General features: G+C 72.7%; 15 protein-coding genes. 6 read left to right on the top strand and 9 right to left on the bottom strand.

All coding sequences use genetic code 11. From position 1 onward, the window contains the following. Positions 1–146 precede the first annotated feature (146 nt). Positions 147–314 carry a DUF3117 domain-containing protein gene (locus ACZ53N_RS03195; protein WP_009997451.1) on the bottom strand — a complete coding sequence of 56 codons (168 nt, stop codon included), beginning with the start codon at positions 312–314 and terminating at the stop codon, positions 147–149. 311 nt (positions 315–625) lie between these two features. Between ACZ53N_RS03195 and chcB the strand changes: the two genes are divergently transcribed. Further along, positions 626–1,414 (top strand): 2-cyclohexenylcarbonyl CoA isomerase, encoded by a 789-nt coding sequence (gene chcB, locus ACZ53N_RS03190; protein ID WP_469139235.1) that lies wholly within the window; start codon positions 626–628, stop codon positions 1,412–1,414. A gap of 97 nt (positions 1,415–1,511) precedes the next feature. On the opposite strand, the gene ACZ53N_RS03185 is transcribed toward chcB, so the two are convergent. Next, complete coding sequence (locus tag ACZ53N_RS03185) at positions 1,512–2,123, bottom strand: DNA-3-methyladenine glycosylase I (protein WP_469139234.1); 612 nt, start codon at positions 2,121–2,123, stop codon at positions 1,512–1,514. Next, positions 2,120–2,593 carry a DivIVA domain-containing protein gene (locus tag ACZ53N_RS03180; protein WP_469139233.1) on the bottom strand — a complete coding sequence of 158 codons (474 nt, stop codon included), beginning with the start codon at positions 2,591–2,593 and terminating at the stop codon, positions 2,120–2,122. Before ACZ53N_RS03180 ends, ACZ53N_RS03185 begins: the two co-directional genes overlap by 4 nt. Positions 2,594–2,717: 124 nt before the next feature. Here ACZ53N_RS03180 and folP point away from each other — a divergent pair, with 124 nt between their 5' ends. After that, positions 2,718–3,578, top strand: coding sequence for a dihydropteroate synthase (folP, locus tag ACZ53N_RS03175; protein ID WP_469139232.1), 861 nt, complete (start codon positions 2,718–2,720; stop codon positions 3,576–3,578). Positions 3,579–3,648: 70 nt separating this feature from the next. Here folP and ACZ53N_RS03170 read toward each other — a convergent pair whose 3' ends face one another. Beyond that, on the bottom strand, positions 3,649–4,398 hold the full coding sequence (locus tag ACZ53N_RS03170; RefSeq protein ID WP_390149304.1) for an LOG family protein: 750 nt from the start codon (positions 4,396–4,398) through the stop codon (positions 3,649–3,651). 139 nt (positions 4,399–4,537) lie between these two features. Then, positions 4,538–5,617 carry a succinyl-diaminopimelate desuccinylase gene (gene dapE, locus ACZ53N_RS03165; RefSeq protein ID WP_469139231.1) on the bottom strand — a complete coding sequence of 360 codons (1,080 nt, stop codon included), beginning with the start codon at positions 5,615–5,617 and terminating at the stop codon, positions 4,538–4,540. 145 nt (positions 5,618–5,762) lie between these two features. On the opposite strand from dapE, the gene ACZ53N_RS03160 reads away from it, so the two are divergent. Further along, a complete protein-coding gene (locus ACZ53N_RS03160; RefSeq protein ID WP_469139230.1) occupies positions 5,763–6,692 on the top strand; it encodes a VldE C-terminal domain-containing protein in 930 nt (309 codons plus the stop codon). 299 nt (positions 6,693–6,991) lie between these two features. Then, positions 6,992–7,372 (top strand): ATP-binding protein, encoded by a 381-nt coding sequence (locus ACZ53N_RS03155; RefSeq protein WP_469139229.1) that lies wholly within the window; start codon positions 6,992–6,994, stop codon positions 7,370–7,372. Between the two features lie 267 nt (positions 7,373–7,639). Here the strand turns inward: ACZ53N_RS03155 and dapC are convergent, their stop codons facing one another. Further along, entirely contained in the window at positions 7,640–8,737 is a 1,098-nt protein-coding gene (gene dapC / locus ACZ53N_RS03150; protein WP_469139228.1) for a succinyldiaminopimelate transaminase, read from the bottom strand. 117 nt (positions 8,738–8,854) lie between these two features. Then, positions 8,855–9,184, bottom strand: coding sequence for a ferredoxin (gene fdxA / locus ACZ53N_RS03145; RefSeq protein ID WP_087926433.1), 330 nt, complete (start codon positions 9,182–9,184; stop codon positions 8,855–8,857). A gap of 114 nt (positions 9,185–9,298) precedes the next feature. On the opposite strand from fdxA, the gene ACZ53N_RS03140 reads away from it, so the two are divergent. After that, positions 9,299–10,321 (top strand): GNAT family N-acetyltransferase, encoded by a 1,023-nt coding sequence (locus tag ACZ53N_RS03140; protein WP_469139227.1) that lies wholly within the window; start codon positions 9,299–9,301, stop codon positions 10,319–10,321. 74 nt (positions 10,322–10,395) lie between these two features. Then, complete coding sequence (locus ACZ53N_RS03135) at positions 10,396–11,271, top strand: transglutaminase-like domain-containing protein (RefSeq protein WP_469139226.1); 876 nt, start codon at positions 10,396–10,398, stop codon at positions 11,269–11,271. 18 nt (positions 11,272–11,289) lie between these two features. On the opposite strand, the gene ACZ53N_RS03130 is transcribed toward ACZ53N_RS03135, so the two are convergent. Beyond that, entirely contained in the window at positions 11,290–11,943 is a 654-nt protein-coding gene (locus ACZ53N_RS03130) for a response regulator (protein ID WP_469139378.1), read from the bottom strand. Positions 11,944–11,954: 11 nt separating this feature from the next. Further along, complete coding sequence (locus ACZ53N_RS03125) at positions 11,955–12,266, bottom strand: sensor histidine kinase (protein WP_469139225.1); 312 nt, start codon at positions 12,264–12,266, stop codon at positions 11,955–11,957. Between the last annotated feature and the right edge of the window lie 170 nt (positions 12,267–12,436).

The following is a 12,436-nucleotide window of genomic DNA, read 5'->3' as shown; positions in this document are numbered from 1 at the left end:
GGCGGGTCGGCTGATCGGCGGGGCAGGGAGACTGAGCGGCGCGGCAGGGCGGGGCGGCGGGGCACGGCGGACAGGGCCCCGGACATGCCACTGCCCCGGTGCCGGTGATCCGGCTGCCGGGGCAGTGAAAGAATCGTGGGCTTGCGTCAGCCGACGACCTTCTTCAGGGCGTCTCCGAGGGCCTCGGCCTCGTCCGGTGTCAGCTCGACGACGAGACGACCGCCGCCCTCGAGCGGAACCCGCATGACGATGCCCCGCCCCTCCTTGGTCACCTCGAGCGGGCCATCGCCCGTCCGCGGCTTCATGGCCGCCATGCTCGTTCCCCTTCCTGAAACCAGCTCATCGTCAGCCGACGGGTCCCTGGCAGGGCTCCGCATCACCGGCATCGAACACATTGCTTCCAGGCCATTATCCCGCATCGCGCGACCCGATGACCAACATCGGTCCGCATCCCTTCGACAACGCTCTCGCGCAAAACCACCCAATTCGGGGATCCGGCTGCGATACTGCTCCGCCACCACACCCGCACAGAGTCCCGATTCTTTGACGCAGGTCACATATCGACCGCGGATGATCTCCGGCATGCTGAGCCCTGACCACAGCCGACCGAGGGAGGGACCGCACCATGGCCGACACCGTGTTGTACCAGGTGAACGACGGACTCGCGACGATCACATTGAATCGTCCCGACGCCATGAACGCGCTGAACATCGAGACCAAGGTCGCGCTGCTCCGGGCCCTGCGCGAGGCGGCCGGCGACCCGGCCGTACGGGCCGTGCTGCTCACCGCCACCGGCCGCGCGTTCTGTGTCGGCCAGGACCTCAAGGAACACGTCGAGCTGCTCGGACGGGACTCCGAGAAGGTGATGAGCACGGTCGAGGAGCACTACAACCCGATCGTCACCGCGATCACGGGCATGCCGAAGCCCGTGATCGCCGGGGTCAACGGGGTCGCGGCGGGTGCGGGCGCGGGCTTCGCCTTCGCTGCGGACTACCGCGTGGTCGCGGACACCGCGGGCTTCAACACCTCCTTCGCCGGGGTCGCGCTCACCGCCGACTCGGGCGTCTCCTGGACCCTCCCCCGCCTCGTCGGCCACAGCCGGGCCGCCGATCTGCTGCTCTTCCCGCGCAATGTCAGCGCCCAGGAGGCGCAGGAGCTGGGCATCGCGAACAAGGTCGTCCCGGCCGCCGAGCTGGCCGCCGAGGCGAGCGCCGTGGCCCGCCGGCTGGCGGACGGCCCGACCTTCGCCTACGCGGCGATCAAGGCGTCCCTGGACTTCGCCGCCGGCCACTCGCTGACCGAGGCACTGGACAAGGAGAACGAGCTCCAGGCCAAGGCGGGCGCCTCCGACGACCACCGGATCGCGGTGGACGCCTTCCTGAAGAAGGAGAAGCCGAAGTACGTGGGGCGCTGACGCCAGGCGCCGCCGGACGGGCTGGATTCGGCTGAGCTCAGCCATAACAAGCCCGTCCGGCGATTGAGGACGCGCCCGCAGGGCGCCCGCCGGCGCGTCAGGCCGTCGCGGACCCCGGCGGCGGCAGCCGCCTGGCGTGGCAGTCCGCGAGGTGGTCGTCGACCAGGCCGCACGCCTGCATCAGGGCGTACGCGGTCGTGGGGCCGATGAAGCGGAAGCCGCGCTTCTTGAGCTCCTTGGCCAGCGCCGTGGACTCGGGGGTCGTCGCGGGCACGTCGGCCCAGGTGCGCGGTACGGGCCGGTCGGGTCCCGGGGCGTACGACCAGATGAGCGCGTCCAGCTCGCCGGGCTCCCACCGCGCCGCGACCTTCGCGTTGCCGATCGCGGCCGCGATCTTCGCGCGGTTGCGGATGATGCCCGGGTCGGCCAGCAGGCGCTCGGCGTCCGCGTCCGTGAAGGCCGCCACCGCGGCGATGGAGAAGCCGGCGAAGGCCGCCCGGAAGCCCTCCCGGCGGCGCAGGATCGTCAGCCACGACAGCCCGGACTGGAACGCCTCCAGGCACATGCGCTCGTACAGCGCGTCGTCACCGCGCACCGGCAGGCCCCACTCGGTGTCGTGATAGACGCGGTAGTCCGCCATGGACTCCGTCTCCAGGCCCCACGGACAGCGCGCCAGCCCGTCCGGACCGGCGACCGCACCCACGCTCATGCTCCCGCTCCCCCGTTCCGGCCGTCCCGGCCGTCCGCCGTCACGTCCCCGTCGGCGCGCCCGTCGGCGTACTGCCCCGCCTCCTGGCCACCGCCACCGCTCTCACCCCGCCCGGCCCGAGCCGGGTGACCGGGCTCGCCCTCGAGCAGGCCCGGTCCGCTCATGGCCGACGCCTGCGCTCCCGCGAGCGCCGCCTCCAGCTCGGCGATCCGGGCGTCGCGCTCGGCCAGCTCGGCCGCGAGCCGGTCCAGGGCGTCGTCGGTCTCGACCATCCGGTAGCCGCGCAGGGCGACCGGCAGCCGCAGCGCGTCGACGTCGGACCGGCCCAACGGGCGCTCGGCGGGCAACTGCGGGCCGATCCGGTCGGGAGCCGCGTCGGCCAACGCGCCGCCACCGCCGCCGCCGACGGAGAGCGTCACCGCGGCGACCACCACGAGCAGCGTGATGAGAAAGAACCAGAACACGACCATCTCCCCGAGGTGCGCCCGTCACGCGGTGCGTCGGAATTCCGCAAGCCAAACCGTGCTCCACGATCGTGCCATGCCCCACTGACAGTTAAGGTCGCTGGCGGACCACGGAGAGGGAGTACGGAAAATGCTGCGGCTTGGACGACGCGAGTTCGACGAGCGCGAACCGGTGATCATGGCGATCGTGAACCGGACGCCGGACTCCTTCTACGACCAGGGCGCCACCTTCCACGACGAGCCCGCGCTGGCCCGGGTCGAGCAGGCGGTGGCGGAAGGTGCCGCCATCATCGACATCGGCGGTGTGAAGGCCGGTCCCGGCGAGGAGGTGACCGCCGAGGAGGAGGCGCGCCGCACGGTCGGCTTCGTGGCCGAGGTGCGCAGGCGCCACCCGGACGTGGTGATCAGCGTGGACACCTGGCGGCACGAGGTCGGCGAAGCGGTCTGCGAGGCCGGCGCGGACGTGCTCAACGACGCGTGGGGCGGGGTCGACCCCAAGCTGGCCGAGGTCGCCGCCCGGTACGGCGCGGGGCTCGTGTGCACCCACGCGGGCGGTGTCGAGCCGCGCACCCGGCCGCACCGGACGGAGTACGACGACGTGATGGCGGACATCCTGCGGGTGACCCTCGGGCTGGCCGAGCGGGCCGTCGGCCTCGGGGTCCGTCGCGACGCCATCATGATCGACCCGGGCCACGACTTCGGGAAGAACACCCGGCACTCGCTGGAGGCCACCCGCCGGCTCGGCGAGATGACGGAGACCGGCTGGCCAGTGCTCGTCTCGCTGTCGAACAAGGACTTCGTGGGCGAGACGCTCGACAAGCCGGTGAAGGAGCGGGTGCTGGGCACCCTCGCGACGACGGCGGTCTCGGCGTGGCTGGGAGCCCAGGTCTACCGCGTGCACGAGGTCGCGGAGACGAAGCAGGTGCTGGACATGGTGGCTTCCATCGCCGGTCACCGCGCACCCGCGGTGGCCAGGCGGGGACTCGCCTAGGGTGACTCAAGGTCGCCGGACGGGCTGCTGCACTGTGTCCGTCCGGCGACCTTCGTCACCGGAGCCCCGGTTACGTCCCCGCTTCCTTCGTCACCAAGCCGATCGCCTCGTCGACGTCATCCGTGAGGTGGAAGAGCTGGAGATCGTGCGCCCCCGCCTTGCCCTGCGCGATCAGCGTGCCGCGCACCCAGTCGACCAGGCCCTGCCAGTACTCGGTGCCGAAGAGCACGATCGGGAAGCGCGTGACCTTCTTCGTCTGGACGAGGGTCAGCGCCTCGAACAGCTCGTCGAGGGTGCCGAGGCCGCCGGGCAGGACGACGAACCCGCTCGCGTACTTCACGAACATCGTCTTGCGGACGAAGAAGTAGCGGAAGTCCACGCCCAGGTTCACATAGGGGTTGAGCCCCTGCTCGAAGGGCAGCTCGATGCCGAGGCCGACCGAGACGCCACCCGCCTCCGTCGCGCCCTTGTTCGCCGCTTCCATCGCTCCGGGCCCACCGCCCGTGATCACCGCGAAACCCGCCTCGACCAGGCCGCGCCCGATCGCCACCCCGGCCTCGTACTCCGAGGAGTCACGGGGTGTACGGGCCGAGCCGAACACGCTGATGGCGGGCGGCAGTTCGGCGAGGGCCCCGAAGCCCTCGACGAACTCGGACTGGATGCGCATGACCCGGAAGGGGTCCTCGTGCACCCAGTCCGCGGTCCCTCTCGTGTCCAGCAGGTGCTGGTCGGTGGTCCCCTGCTGCATCTGACCGTGCCGGCGTGTGACCGGCCCCCGGCGCTGTTCCCGCTGCGCGCGCCTGCCGTCGGGACTGTCCATACCGTGCTCCCTCCGCATGGGGCCTCCCCGCCGAAAGCGGGGGAAGGATCTTCCATTCAGCCTAGGCCCACTCACGGGGCGCGCAGCGGAATTCGCGATGGCGGAGGGAGCTCGGGACCGGCGGGGACCCGAGGAACCGTCAGCTCGTCAGCCAGGCGCGCAGCCGCTCCGCGCACTCGTCGACCAGAGAGGCCAGCACCCGCTCGTCGCGCTTGTGCGCGAGCAGCGGGTCGCCGGGGCCGTAGTTCACCGCGGGCACGCCGAGGGCGCTGAAGCGCGAGACGTCCGTCCAGCCGAACTTGGGCTTCGCCGTCCCGCCGACGGCCTCCATGAAGGCGACGGCGGCCGGGTGGGACAGCCCGGGCAGCGCGGCGGCCGAGTGGTCGTCCACCACCAGCTCGGACACCCCGCAGTCGGCGAAGAACTCGCGGACGTGGGCGAGCGCCTCGGCCTCGCTGCGGTCGGGCGCGTATCGGAAGTTGACGGTGACGGTGCAGGCGTCGGGGATGACGTTGCCCGCGACGCCGCCCTCGATGCGGACGGCGTTGAGCCCCTCCCGGTACTCCAGTCCGTCGATCACCGGGCGCCGCGGCTCGTAGGCCGCCAGCCGCGCGAGGATCGGCGCCGCCGCGTGGATGGCGTTGCTGCCCATCCAGGAGCGCGCCGAGTGGGCCCGCTCGCCCTGGGTGCGCAGCAGGACCCGCAGGGTGCCCTGGCAGCCGCCCTCGACCTGGCCGCTGGAGGGTTCCAGCAGTACGGCGAAGTCTCCGGCGAGCCAGTCGGGGTGTGCCTCGGCGACGTGGCCGAGGCCGTTGAGGTGGGCGGCGACCTCTTCGTTGTCGTAGAAGACGAAGGTCAGATCGCGGTTCGGCTCGGGGACCGTCGCGGCGATGCGCAGCTGCACGGCGACGCCGGACTTCATGTCGCTGGTGCCGCAGCCCCACAGATAGCCGTCGTCGTCCAGCCGGGAGGGGACGTTGTCGGCGATCGGGACGGTGTCCAGGTGGCCGGCCAGCACGACGCGCTCGGCGCGGCCCAGGTTCGTACGGGCCACGACGTTGTTGCCGTACCGGTCGACCGTGAGGTGGGGCAGGGTGCGCAGCGCTTGTTCGACGGCGTCCGCGAGGGCTTTCTCGTCACCGCTCACCGACGGGAAGTCGACGAGTCGCGCCGTCAGGGCGCTCGCGTCGAGGGACAGGTCAAGTGCGGCATGGTCCATGCCGCGACTCTAACTCTCGTGGTCGTGTTCGAGGAGGCCCGGGGCGATTTCGGGCACTTCGGGAAAGGAGCTCGAAAGGCATGGGACCGGGAAAGGCACGGTCCGGCTCAATCGATTCTTATGTCTCTCCAGTAACGTGGCCCGCATGTCCCGGATCTCCCTCGCCCGCCGTGGCCGACTGCTGCGTACCGTGGCCGCCTGTGCCGTGCTGCTGGCATTGATCGGGTATCTGGTGGCACATTTCGTGACAGCCGGGCCGGGTGCGCCCCGATGTGTCGTCCGGGACCACGGCGAGGAGTATTCGCTCGATCCCGAACAGGCGGTCAACGCCGCGACGATCTCCGCCGTGGGCACCTCGCGGGTACTGCCGGAGCGGGCGGTGACGATCGCGCTGGCGACGGCCATGCAGGAGTCGGGGCTGCGCAACATCCACCACGGCGACCGCGATTCGCTGGGGCTGTTCCAGCAGCGGCCCACCCAGGGCTGGGGCACCGCACGCCAGATCACCGATCCGGTGTACGCGTCGGGGAAGTTCTACGCTCATCTGGTCGAGGTGCCGGGCTACTCCCGGCTGCCGCTCACGGTGGCCGCGCAGAAGGTGCAGCGCAGCGGATTCCCGCAGGCGTACGCCAAGCACGAGCCGCGCGCGGCGTTGCTCGCCTCGGCGCTCACCGGCCGCACGGCGGGCGCGTTCAGCTGCACGAGGAGCCCCGGCGACGGAAAGCCGGGCGACCCGTCGGCGGTACAGGCGAAGCTGACGCGCGAGTTCGGCGCGCTGGTGCGCCCGGTCGTGGGCGCCGGGTCCGGTGGCGGGGCCAAGGGCGCCGCGGGCGCCCGCACGGTGACGGTGCCGCTGCGGGCGGCGTCGACGGAGGACGATCTGCCGCGGCGCGGCTGGGCGTTGGCGTCGTGGGCGGTGGCGCACGCCGCCGAACTGCGCATCGAGCGCGTCGCCTTCGACGGCCGGGTATGGACGGCCGAGGATTCCGCCGCGGGCTGGCGGAAGAGCGCGGGGCACGCCGGGGAATCCGGTGCGGATACGACTCCCACCGTCCGGATCACCACCGATCAGTAGTGCGATCACACCCCCTTCCGGGGGATGGCCGCCGTGCGCGAATGCCGTGCTCACCGCATGCCCGGGAGAGCGGCGGGATTTACCCGAATCCCTTGTGACTAAAGGCTTGTAAGCCTTCCGCACCGCACTACGGGCCGCCACGTTTGCCCGGGTTTTCACAGAGCCGATAATGCGACGCATTACGAACTCTTTACCCTCGGGCACCGCAACCTTCAAGGGATTCGCGCGGTAGTCACTGCGTCCGCTCGCCAGCCAGTGAGCCGGACGGCAAACCTCCTCCACTCCGTCAAAGGAGCAACATGTCCCTCCCCCTCACGCGTCGGATCGCCCAGGCTGCACTCCTCGTCGCAGCGGGCGCCGCCGGTGCCGTCGGCGCGGCCGGCGTCGCGAGCGCCGCGGACGTGACCCAGGCCCCCCTGAGCAGCCTGGACACCGCGAACCTGACCAACAACGTGAGCGCGGTCACCGACCAGGCCGGTGGCACGGCCACCAACCTCGGGGGCAAGGCCGTCGAGGGCGTACCCGCCGCCACCAAGACCGTCGGCAAGGTCGGCAAGGAGGCCACCCCGGTCGTCCAGAAGGCCGCGGGCCAGGTCGGCTCCTCCGCCGGCAAGGTCGTGGGCGAGACCGCCAAGACCGCGACCAAGGGCGGGCTGCCCAGCACCCCGCTCGGCGGCTGATCCAGCAGCGCGCCGCACACGCGAGAGGGCCCGGGAGTCGTTTCCCGGGCCCTCTCGTATGTCTGCACCCCCGCTGCGCGGCGGTGTCCTCAAACGCCGGACGGGCCGCTGTGCTGTGTCCTCAATCGCCGGACGGGCTGGTATTGGCTGAGCTCAGCCACATCAAGCCCGCTGGGGGCACCTCCCAGCGGTAGCTGGGGGAGATTGAGGACGCGCCCGCAGGGCGCTCCCGCCGCAGGCGGGCCGACGGCAGCGAGCCGTACCCGCCTAGCCGCCCAGCCGGGCAACCGCCGCCGCGACCCGCTCGTCAGTCGCCGTGAAGGCGATCCGCACGAATTGCTCGCCCGCCGATCCGTAGAAGTCCCCGGGCGCGACGAGGATGCCGCGCTTGGAGAGCTCGCCGACGGTGTCCCAGCACGGCTCGTCGCGCGTGGCCCACAGGTACAGCGACGCCTCGCTGTGCTCGATCCGGAAGCCCGCGCCCTCGAAGGCCGCGCGCAGCGCGGCCCGGCGGCGGGCGTAGCGCTCGCGCTGCTCGGTGACGTGCGCGGTGTCGCCCAGGGCTGCGACGGTGGCGGCCTGGACGGGGGCCGCGACCATCATGCCGCCGTGCTTGCGGATCTGGAGCAGCTCGCCGAGGACGGCGGCGTCACCGGCGAGGAACGCCGCGCGGTAGCCCGCCAGGTTCGAGCGCTTGGAGAGGGAGTGGACGGCGACGATGCCCTCGTAGGAGCCGCCACAGATCTCCGGGTGCAGCACGGAGACCGGGTCGGCCTCCCAGCCCAGCTCCAGGTAGCACTCGTCACTGAAGAGCAGCACGCCGTGCTCGCGCGCCCAGGCGACCGTGCGCCGCAGCTCGTCCGCCGACAGGACACGGCCCGTCGGGTTGGACGGGGAGTTGAGCCAGAGCAGCTTGAGGCCGGTGGGGTCCAGCTCCGTCGGGTCGTCGTAGACGACGGGCTCGGCGCCCGCGAGCCGCGCGCCGACCTCGTACGTCGGGTAGGCGAGCCGCGGGTAGCCGACCTTGTCGCCGGCGGTGAGGCCGAGCTGGGTCGGCAGCCAGGCCACCAGCTCCTTGGAGCCGACGACGGGCAGCACATTGGTCTCGGCCAGGCCCTCGGCGCCCAGGCGGCTCGCGGCCCAGCCGGTCAGGGCCGCGCGCAGCGCGGGCGTGCCCCACACCGTGGGGTAGCCGGGGCTGTCCGCCGCGTCGGTCAGCGCCCGCTGGATCAGGTCGGGGACGGGGTCGACGGGGGTGCCCACCGACAGGTCCACGATGCCGTCCGGGTGGGCCGCGGCGGTGGCCTTGTAGGGCTCGAGGCGGTCCCAGGGGAAGGCGGGGAGGCGGGAGGAGACTGCGCCCACGATTCTCTCTCTTACGTCAGTCCGAAGTCGTTCTTGTGTCGGCGGTCCGCCGTGGAAACGCCGCGGCCCCGTACGGCGGAAGTGCCGTACGGGGCCGCGGCGGCGCCGGCGGGGCGATCAGTGCTCGCCCTCGGCCTGCGGCGGCAGCGCCGCGATGAAGGGGTGATCACGCTCGATCAGGCCGAGCTTGGAGGCACCACCGGGCGAGCCGAGCTCGTCGAAGAACTCGACGTTCGCCTTGTAGTAGTCCTTCCACTCCTCAGGAGTGTCATCCTCGTAGAAGATCGCTTCCACGGGGCATACCGGCTCACAGGCACCACAGTCGACGCATTCGTCCGGGTGGATGTACAAGGACCGGGAGCCCTCGTAGATGCAGTCGACGGGGCACTCCTCGATGCACGCCTTGTCCTTCACGTCGACACAAGGCTGCGCGATGACGTAGGTCACGCTGTCGTTCCTCCTCGGTAGGGCTCATCTCGCGCGGGAGCGCGGCGTCGTCGATGCCCACACCTAGTATCTCCGTTTCCGGGCACATGACGAACAGGAGGGGTGGGGAGAGCTGTGGAATTCACCACGGGCGGACGACTGGAAGTCCGGATCAATACCGCTGATGTAGGAAAAAGGGTATCTGTACGTCTCCTGAACGACCGCGAGCGTTCACCGGAGCGCTTCACCGACGCGGTGGGGGTGCTCTCGTCCTGGGATCACGGTGTGCTGCGGATCACACGCCGGAACGGGGAAACGGTCGAGGTCGAGGAGTCGGCGCTCGTCGCGGGGAAGGTCGTGCCGGACGCCCCGGCGCGGCGGCGCGGCCCGGCCACGAGCACGCGCGAGCTCCAGGAGGTCGCGGCGCGGGGCTGGCCCGCGCGGGAGACCGGGCGGCTGGGCGACTGGACCCTGCGGGCGGCGGGCGGCTTCACCGCCCGGGCCAACTCGGCGCTGCCCCTCGGTGATTGCGGGCTGCCGCTGCCGACCGCCCTGGACCGGGTCACCGCGTGGTACGCCGAGCGCTCGCTGCCCGCGTTGGTGCAGGTCACCACGGGGGACGCGGCGGCGGACGCGTTGCTTGACGCCGAACTCGCCGACCGCGGCTGGACGGCCGAGCGGCACGCGGTGATGCGCACCGCCGCGCTGGCGCCGATCGCCGACCGGGCGCCCCGCACGGCCACGGACGAGGTCCTGCTCTCCCGCGAGCCCTCCGACCAGTGGCGGGGCGCGTACGGCCGGGCCGCGACGGCCCCCGGGAGCGCCGACGACGCGCTGGCGGTACTGACCGGCGGTCCGTCGGTCTGGTTCGCGACCGTGCCGGGCGGGCCGGGCGACAGCGGTCCGGCGGCGATCGGCCGCTGTGTGGTGGACGGCCGGTGGGCGGGGTTCGCCGCGCTGGAGGTCGGACCCGCCCACCGCCGCCGGGGGCTCGGCACCCTGGTGATGGCACGGCTGGCCGAGCGGGCCCTCGACGAGGGCGCCTCGGCCGCGTATCTCCAGGTCGAGACGGACAACGGCGCCGCCCATGGCCTCTACGACGACCTCGGCTTCACCACGCACCACACCTACCACTACCGCCGCGAGCCCCAGCGGTAGGCACGGTCGCGGCCGCATCATGGAAACCGGCGATGGGCTTGTCGTCCACCGCCCCGAGCGGGTACGAGGCACGTATGCACGAGACGACTGGCCGACGGCAGCGGTTCACGGAGGCGGCCCGGGAGGTGCGCCCGGACCTCGCCCTGCTCTGCCTGCTGGTCGCCGCCGAAGCGCACGCCGGGTCCGGATCCCGGGCGAAGGACCCGCCGGAGGAAGCCCCCTCGGAGGAGGACCGGATCGACGCCGCGCAGATAGAGCTGGACCGGCTCGCCGGCCTGCTGCCGGCGCTCGGCCGTCAGGCGGAGCCGAGGCGGTGGGCGGAGGCGCTCGCGCAGTTGCTCGGCGAGCGCTGCGGCTTCCACGGCTCCCCCGCGGACTACCGCAGGCTGGAGTCCTCACTTCTCGACGAGGTGCTGCTGCGCCGCCGCGGTCTGCCCATCCTGCTGTCCGTGGTGTGGCTGGAGGTGGCGCGACGGGCGGGCGCGCCTGTGTACGGGGTGGCGCTGCCCGGCCACTTCGTCGTCGGCTTCGGCGGCCCGTACGGGGAGAAAGTGCTGGTCGACCCCTTCGACGGCGGCCGGCCGCTGTCCGACGAGGACGCCGGGCTGCTGGTCGCGGGCGCGACCGGGGCCCCGTTGTCACCGTCGATGTTCGCCCCCGCGGAGCCGCTGGACATCGTGCTGCGGGTGCTGAACAACATCCGTGCCTGGGCCGCCGCCCGGCCCGAGCGCAGCGACGTCCAGCTGTGGGCCCTCGAACTCTCCCTGCTGCTCCCCCGCCACCCGGCCCGGCTGCGCTACGAGCGCGCCGAGCTGCTCGTGGAGCGCGGGGACTTCCTGCGCGGCGCGCGGGAGCTGGAGGAGTACGCGGAGGTGATCGCGGCGGTGGAGCCGGGCACGGCCGCGAGCGTGCTGGGGCAGGCGCGGGCGGCGCGGGCGATGCTCAACTGAAAGCCGCGTCGAGCGAGGTCAGAGCCAGCCCTTGTCCCGGGCGATCCGGACGGCCTCCGCGCGGTTGCGGGCGCCGGTCTTCTGGATGGCCGTGGAGAGGTAATTGCGGACCGTGCCCTGCGAGAGGTGCAGGACCGCGGCCAGTTCGGCGTTGGTCGAGCCGTCGGCGGAGGCGCGCAGAACGGCCCGCTCGCGGTCGGTCAGCGGATTCGCGCCCTCGGCGAGCGCGGCCGCCGCGAGCGTCGGGTCGATGACCCGTTCCCCGCGCAGCACGCGTCGCACGGCGTCCGCCAGCTGGGCGGCGGGCGCGTCCTTGACCAGGAAGGCGTCCGCCCCGGCCTCCATCGCCCGGCGCAGATACCCGGGCCGCCCGAACGTTGTGAGGATCACGATCTTCAGGCCGGGCAGCTCGCGGCGCAGCAGCGCCGCCGCCTCCAGCCCGGTCATCCCCGGCATCTCGATGTCGAGGAGCGCCACGTCGACCGCCGCGCCCCGGGCGGCGTCCAGCACCTCGTCGCCCCGGGCCGCCTGGGTGACGACCTCGATGTCCCCCTCCAGCCCGAGCAGCGCGGCGAGCGCCTCGCGGACCATCGACTGGTCCTCGGCGAGGAGCACGCGAATGGTGCCGACGGGGCTGTCGGGGCCGCCGGGGCTACGGTCGTCGGGGCGCACGGGAAGATCGTTCACAGCGACAGGTTAGGCCGTTCGCCGGGGGCCGTGGCCGGCTCCGCGGGGTGCGCCTCGGCGGGCTCGGGCACCGGAGGGCGGCTGAGGGGCACGCGCGCCCGCAGCCGGAAACCGCCCCGCGGTCCGCGCCCGGTCTCCAGCCGGCCGCCCGCGAGGGCCAGTCGCTCGGACAGGCCCGTCAGGCCGTTGCCGTGCGGCCGGGCGGGGCCGTGGCCGTTGTCGGTCACGGTCAGGCACAGCTCGTCCCCCCGCTCCTCGAGCGTCACCTCGCAGCGGCTCGCGCCGCTGTGCCGCACCACATTGGTCACGGCCTCGCGCAGCGCCCACGCGAGCGCCCCCTCCTCCTCCGGCGGCAGTTCCGCGTGGGCTCCCCCCTCGACGGGGGGGGGGGGGGGGGGGGGGGGGGGGGGGGGGAGGGGGGGGGGGGGGGGTGGTGGGGGGGGGGGGGGGGGTGTGGGGGGGGGGGGGGTGGGTGGGA

Source organism: Streptomyces sp. NPDC033229 (assembly GCF_055576875.1).
Note: the sequence above shows the minus strand (reverse complement) of the source record. Positions and strands in the feature narration are given on the sequence as shown.

Coding starts and splice junctions, on each gene's coding strand:
- ACZ53N_RS03170 (WP_390149304.1), bottom strand. CDS start 4,398: ATGGACAGTCCCGACGGCAGGCGCGCGCAGCGGGAACAGCGCCGGGGG.
- ACZ53N_RS03135 (WP_469139226.1), top strand. CDS start 10,396: ATGCACGAGACGACTGGCCGACGGCAGCGGTTCACGGAGGCGGCCCGG.
- ACZ53N_RS03195 (WP_009997451.1), bottom strand. CDS start 314: ATGGCGGCCATGAAGCCGCGGACGGGCGATGGCCCGCTCGAGGTGACC.
- ACZ53N_RS03160 (WP_469139230.1), top strand. CDS start 5,763: ATGTCCCGGATCTCCCTCGCCCGCCGTGGCCGACTGCTGCGTACCGTG.
- folP (WP_469139232.1), top strand. CDS start 2,718: ATGCTGCGGCTTGGACGACGCGAGTTCGACGAGCGCGAACCGGTGATC.
- dapE (WP_469139231.1), bottom strand. CDS start 5,617: ATGGACCATGCCGCACTTGACCTGTCCCTCGACGCGAGCGCCCTGACG.
- ACZ53N_RS03155 (WP_469139229.1), top strand. CDS start 6,992: ATGTCCCTCCCCCTCACGCGTCGGATCGCCCAGGCTGCACTCCTCGTC.
- chcB (WP_469139235.1), top strand. CDS start 626: ATGGCCGACACCGTGTTGTACCAGGTGAACGACGGACTCGCGACGATC.
- ACZ53N_RS03180 (WP_469139233.1), bottom strand. CDS start 2,593: ATGGTCGTGTTCTGGTTCTTTCTCATCACGCTGCTCGTGGTGGTCGCC.
- ACZ53N_RS03185 (WP_469139234.1), bottom strand. CDS start 2,123: ATGAGCGTGGGTGCGGTCGCCGGTCCGGACGGGCTGGCGCGCTGTCCG.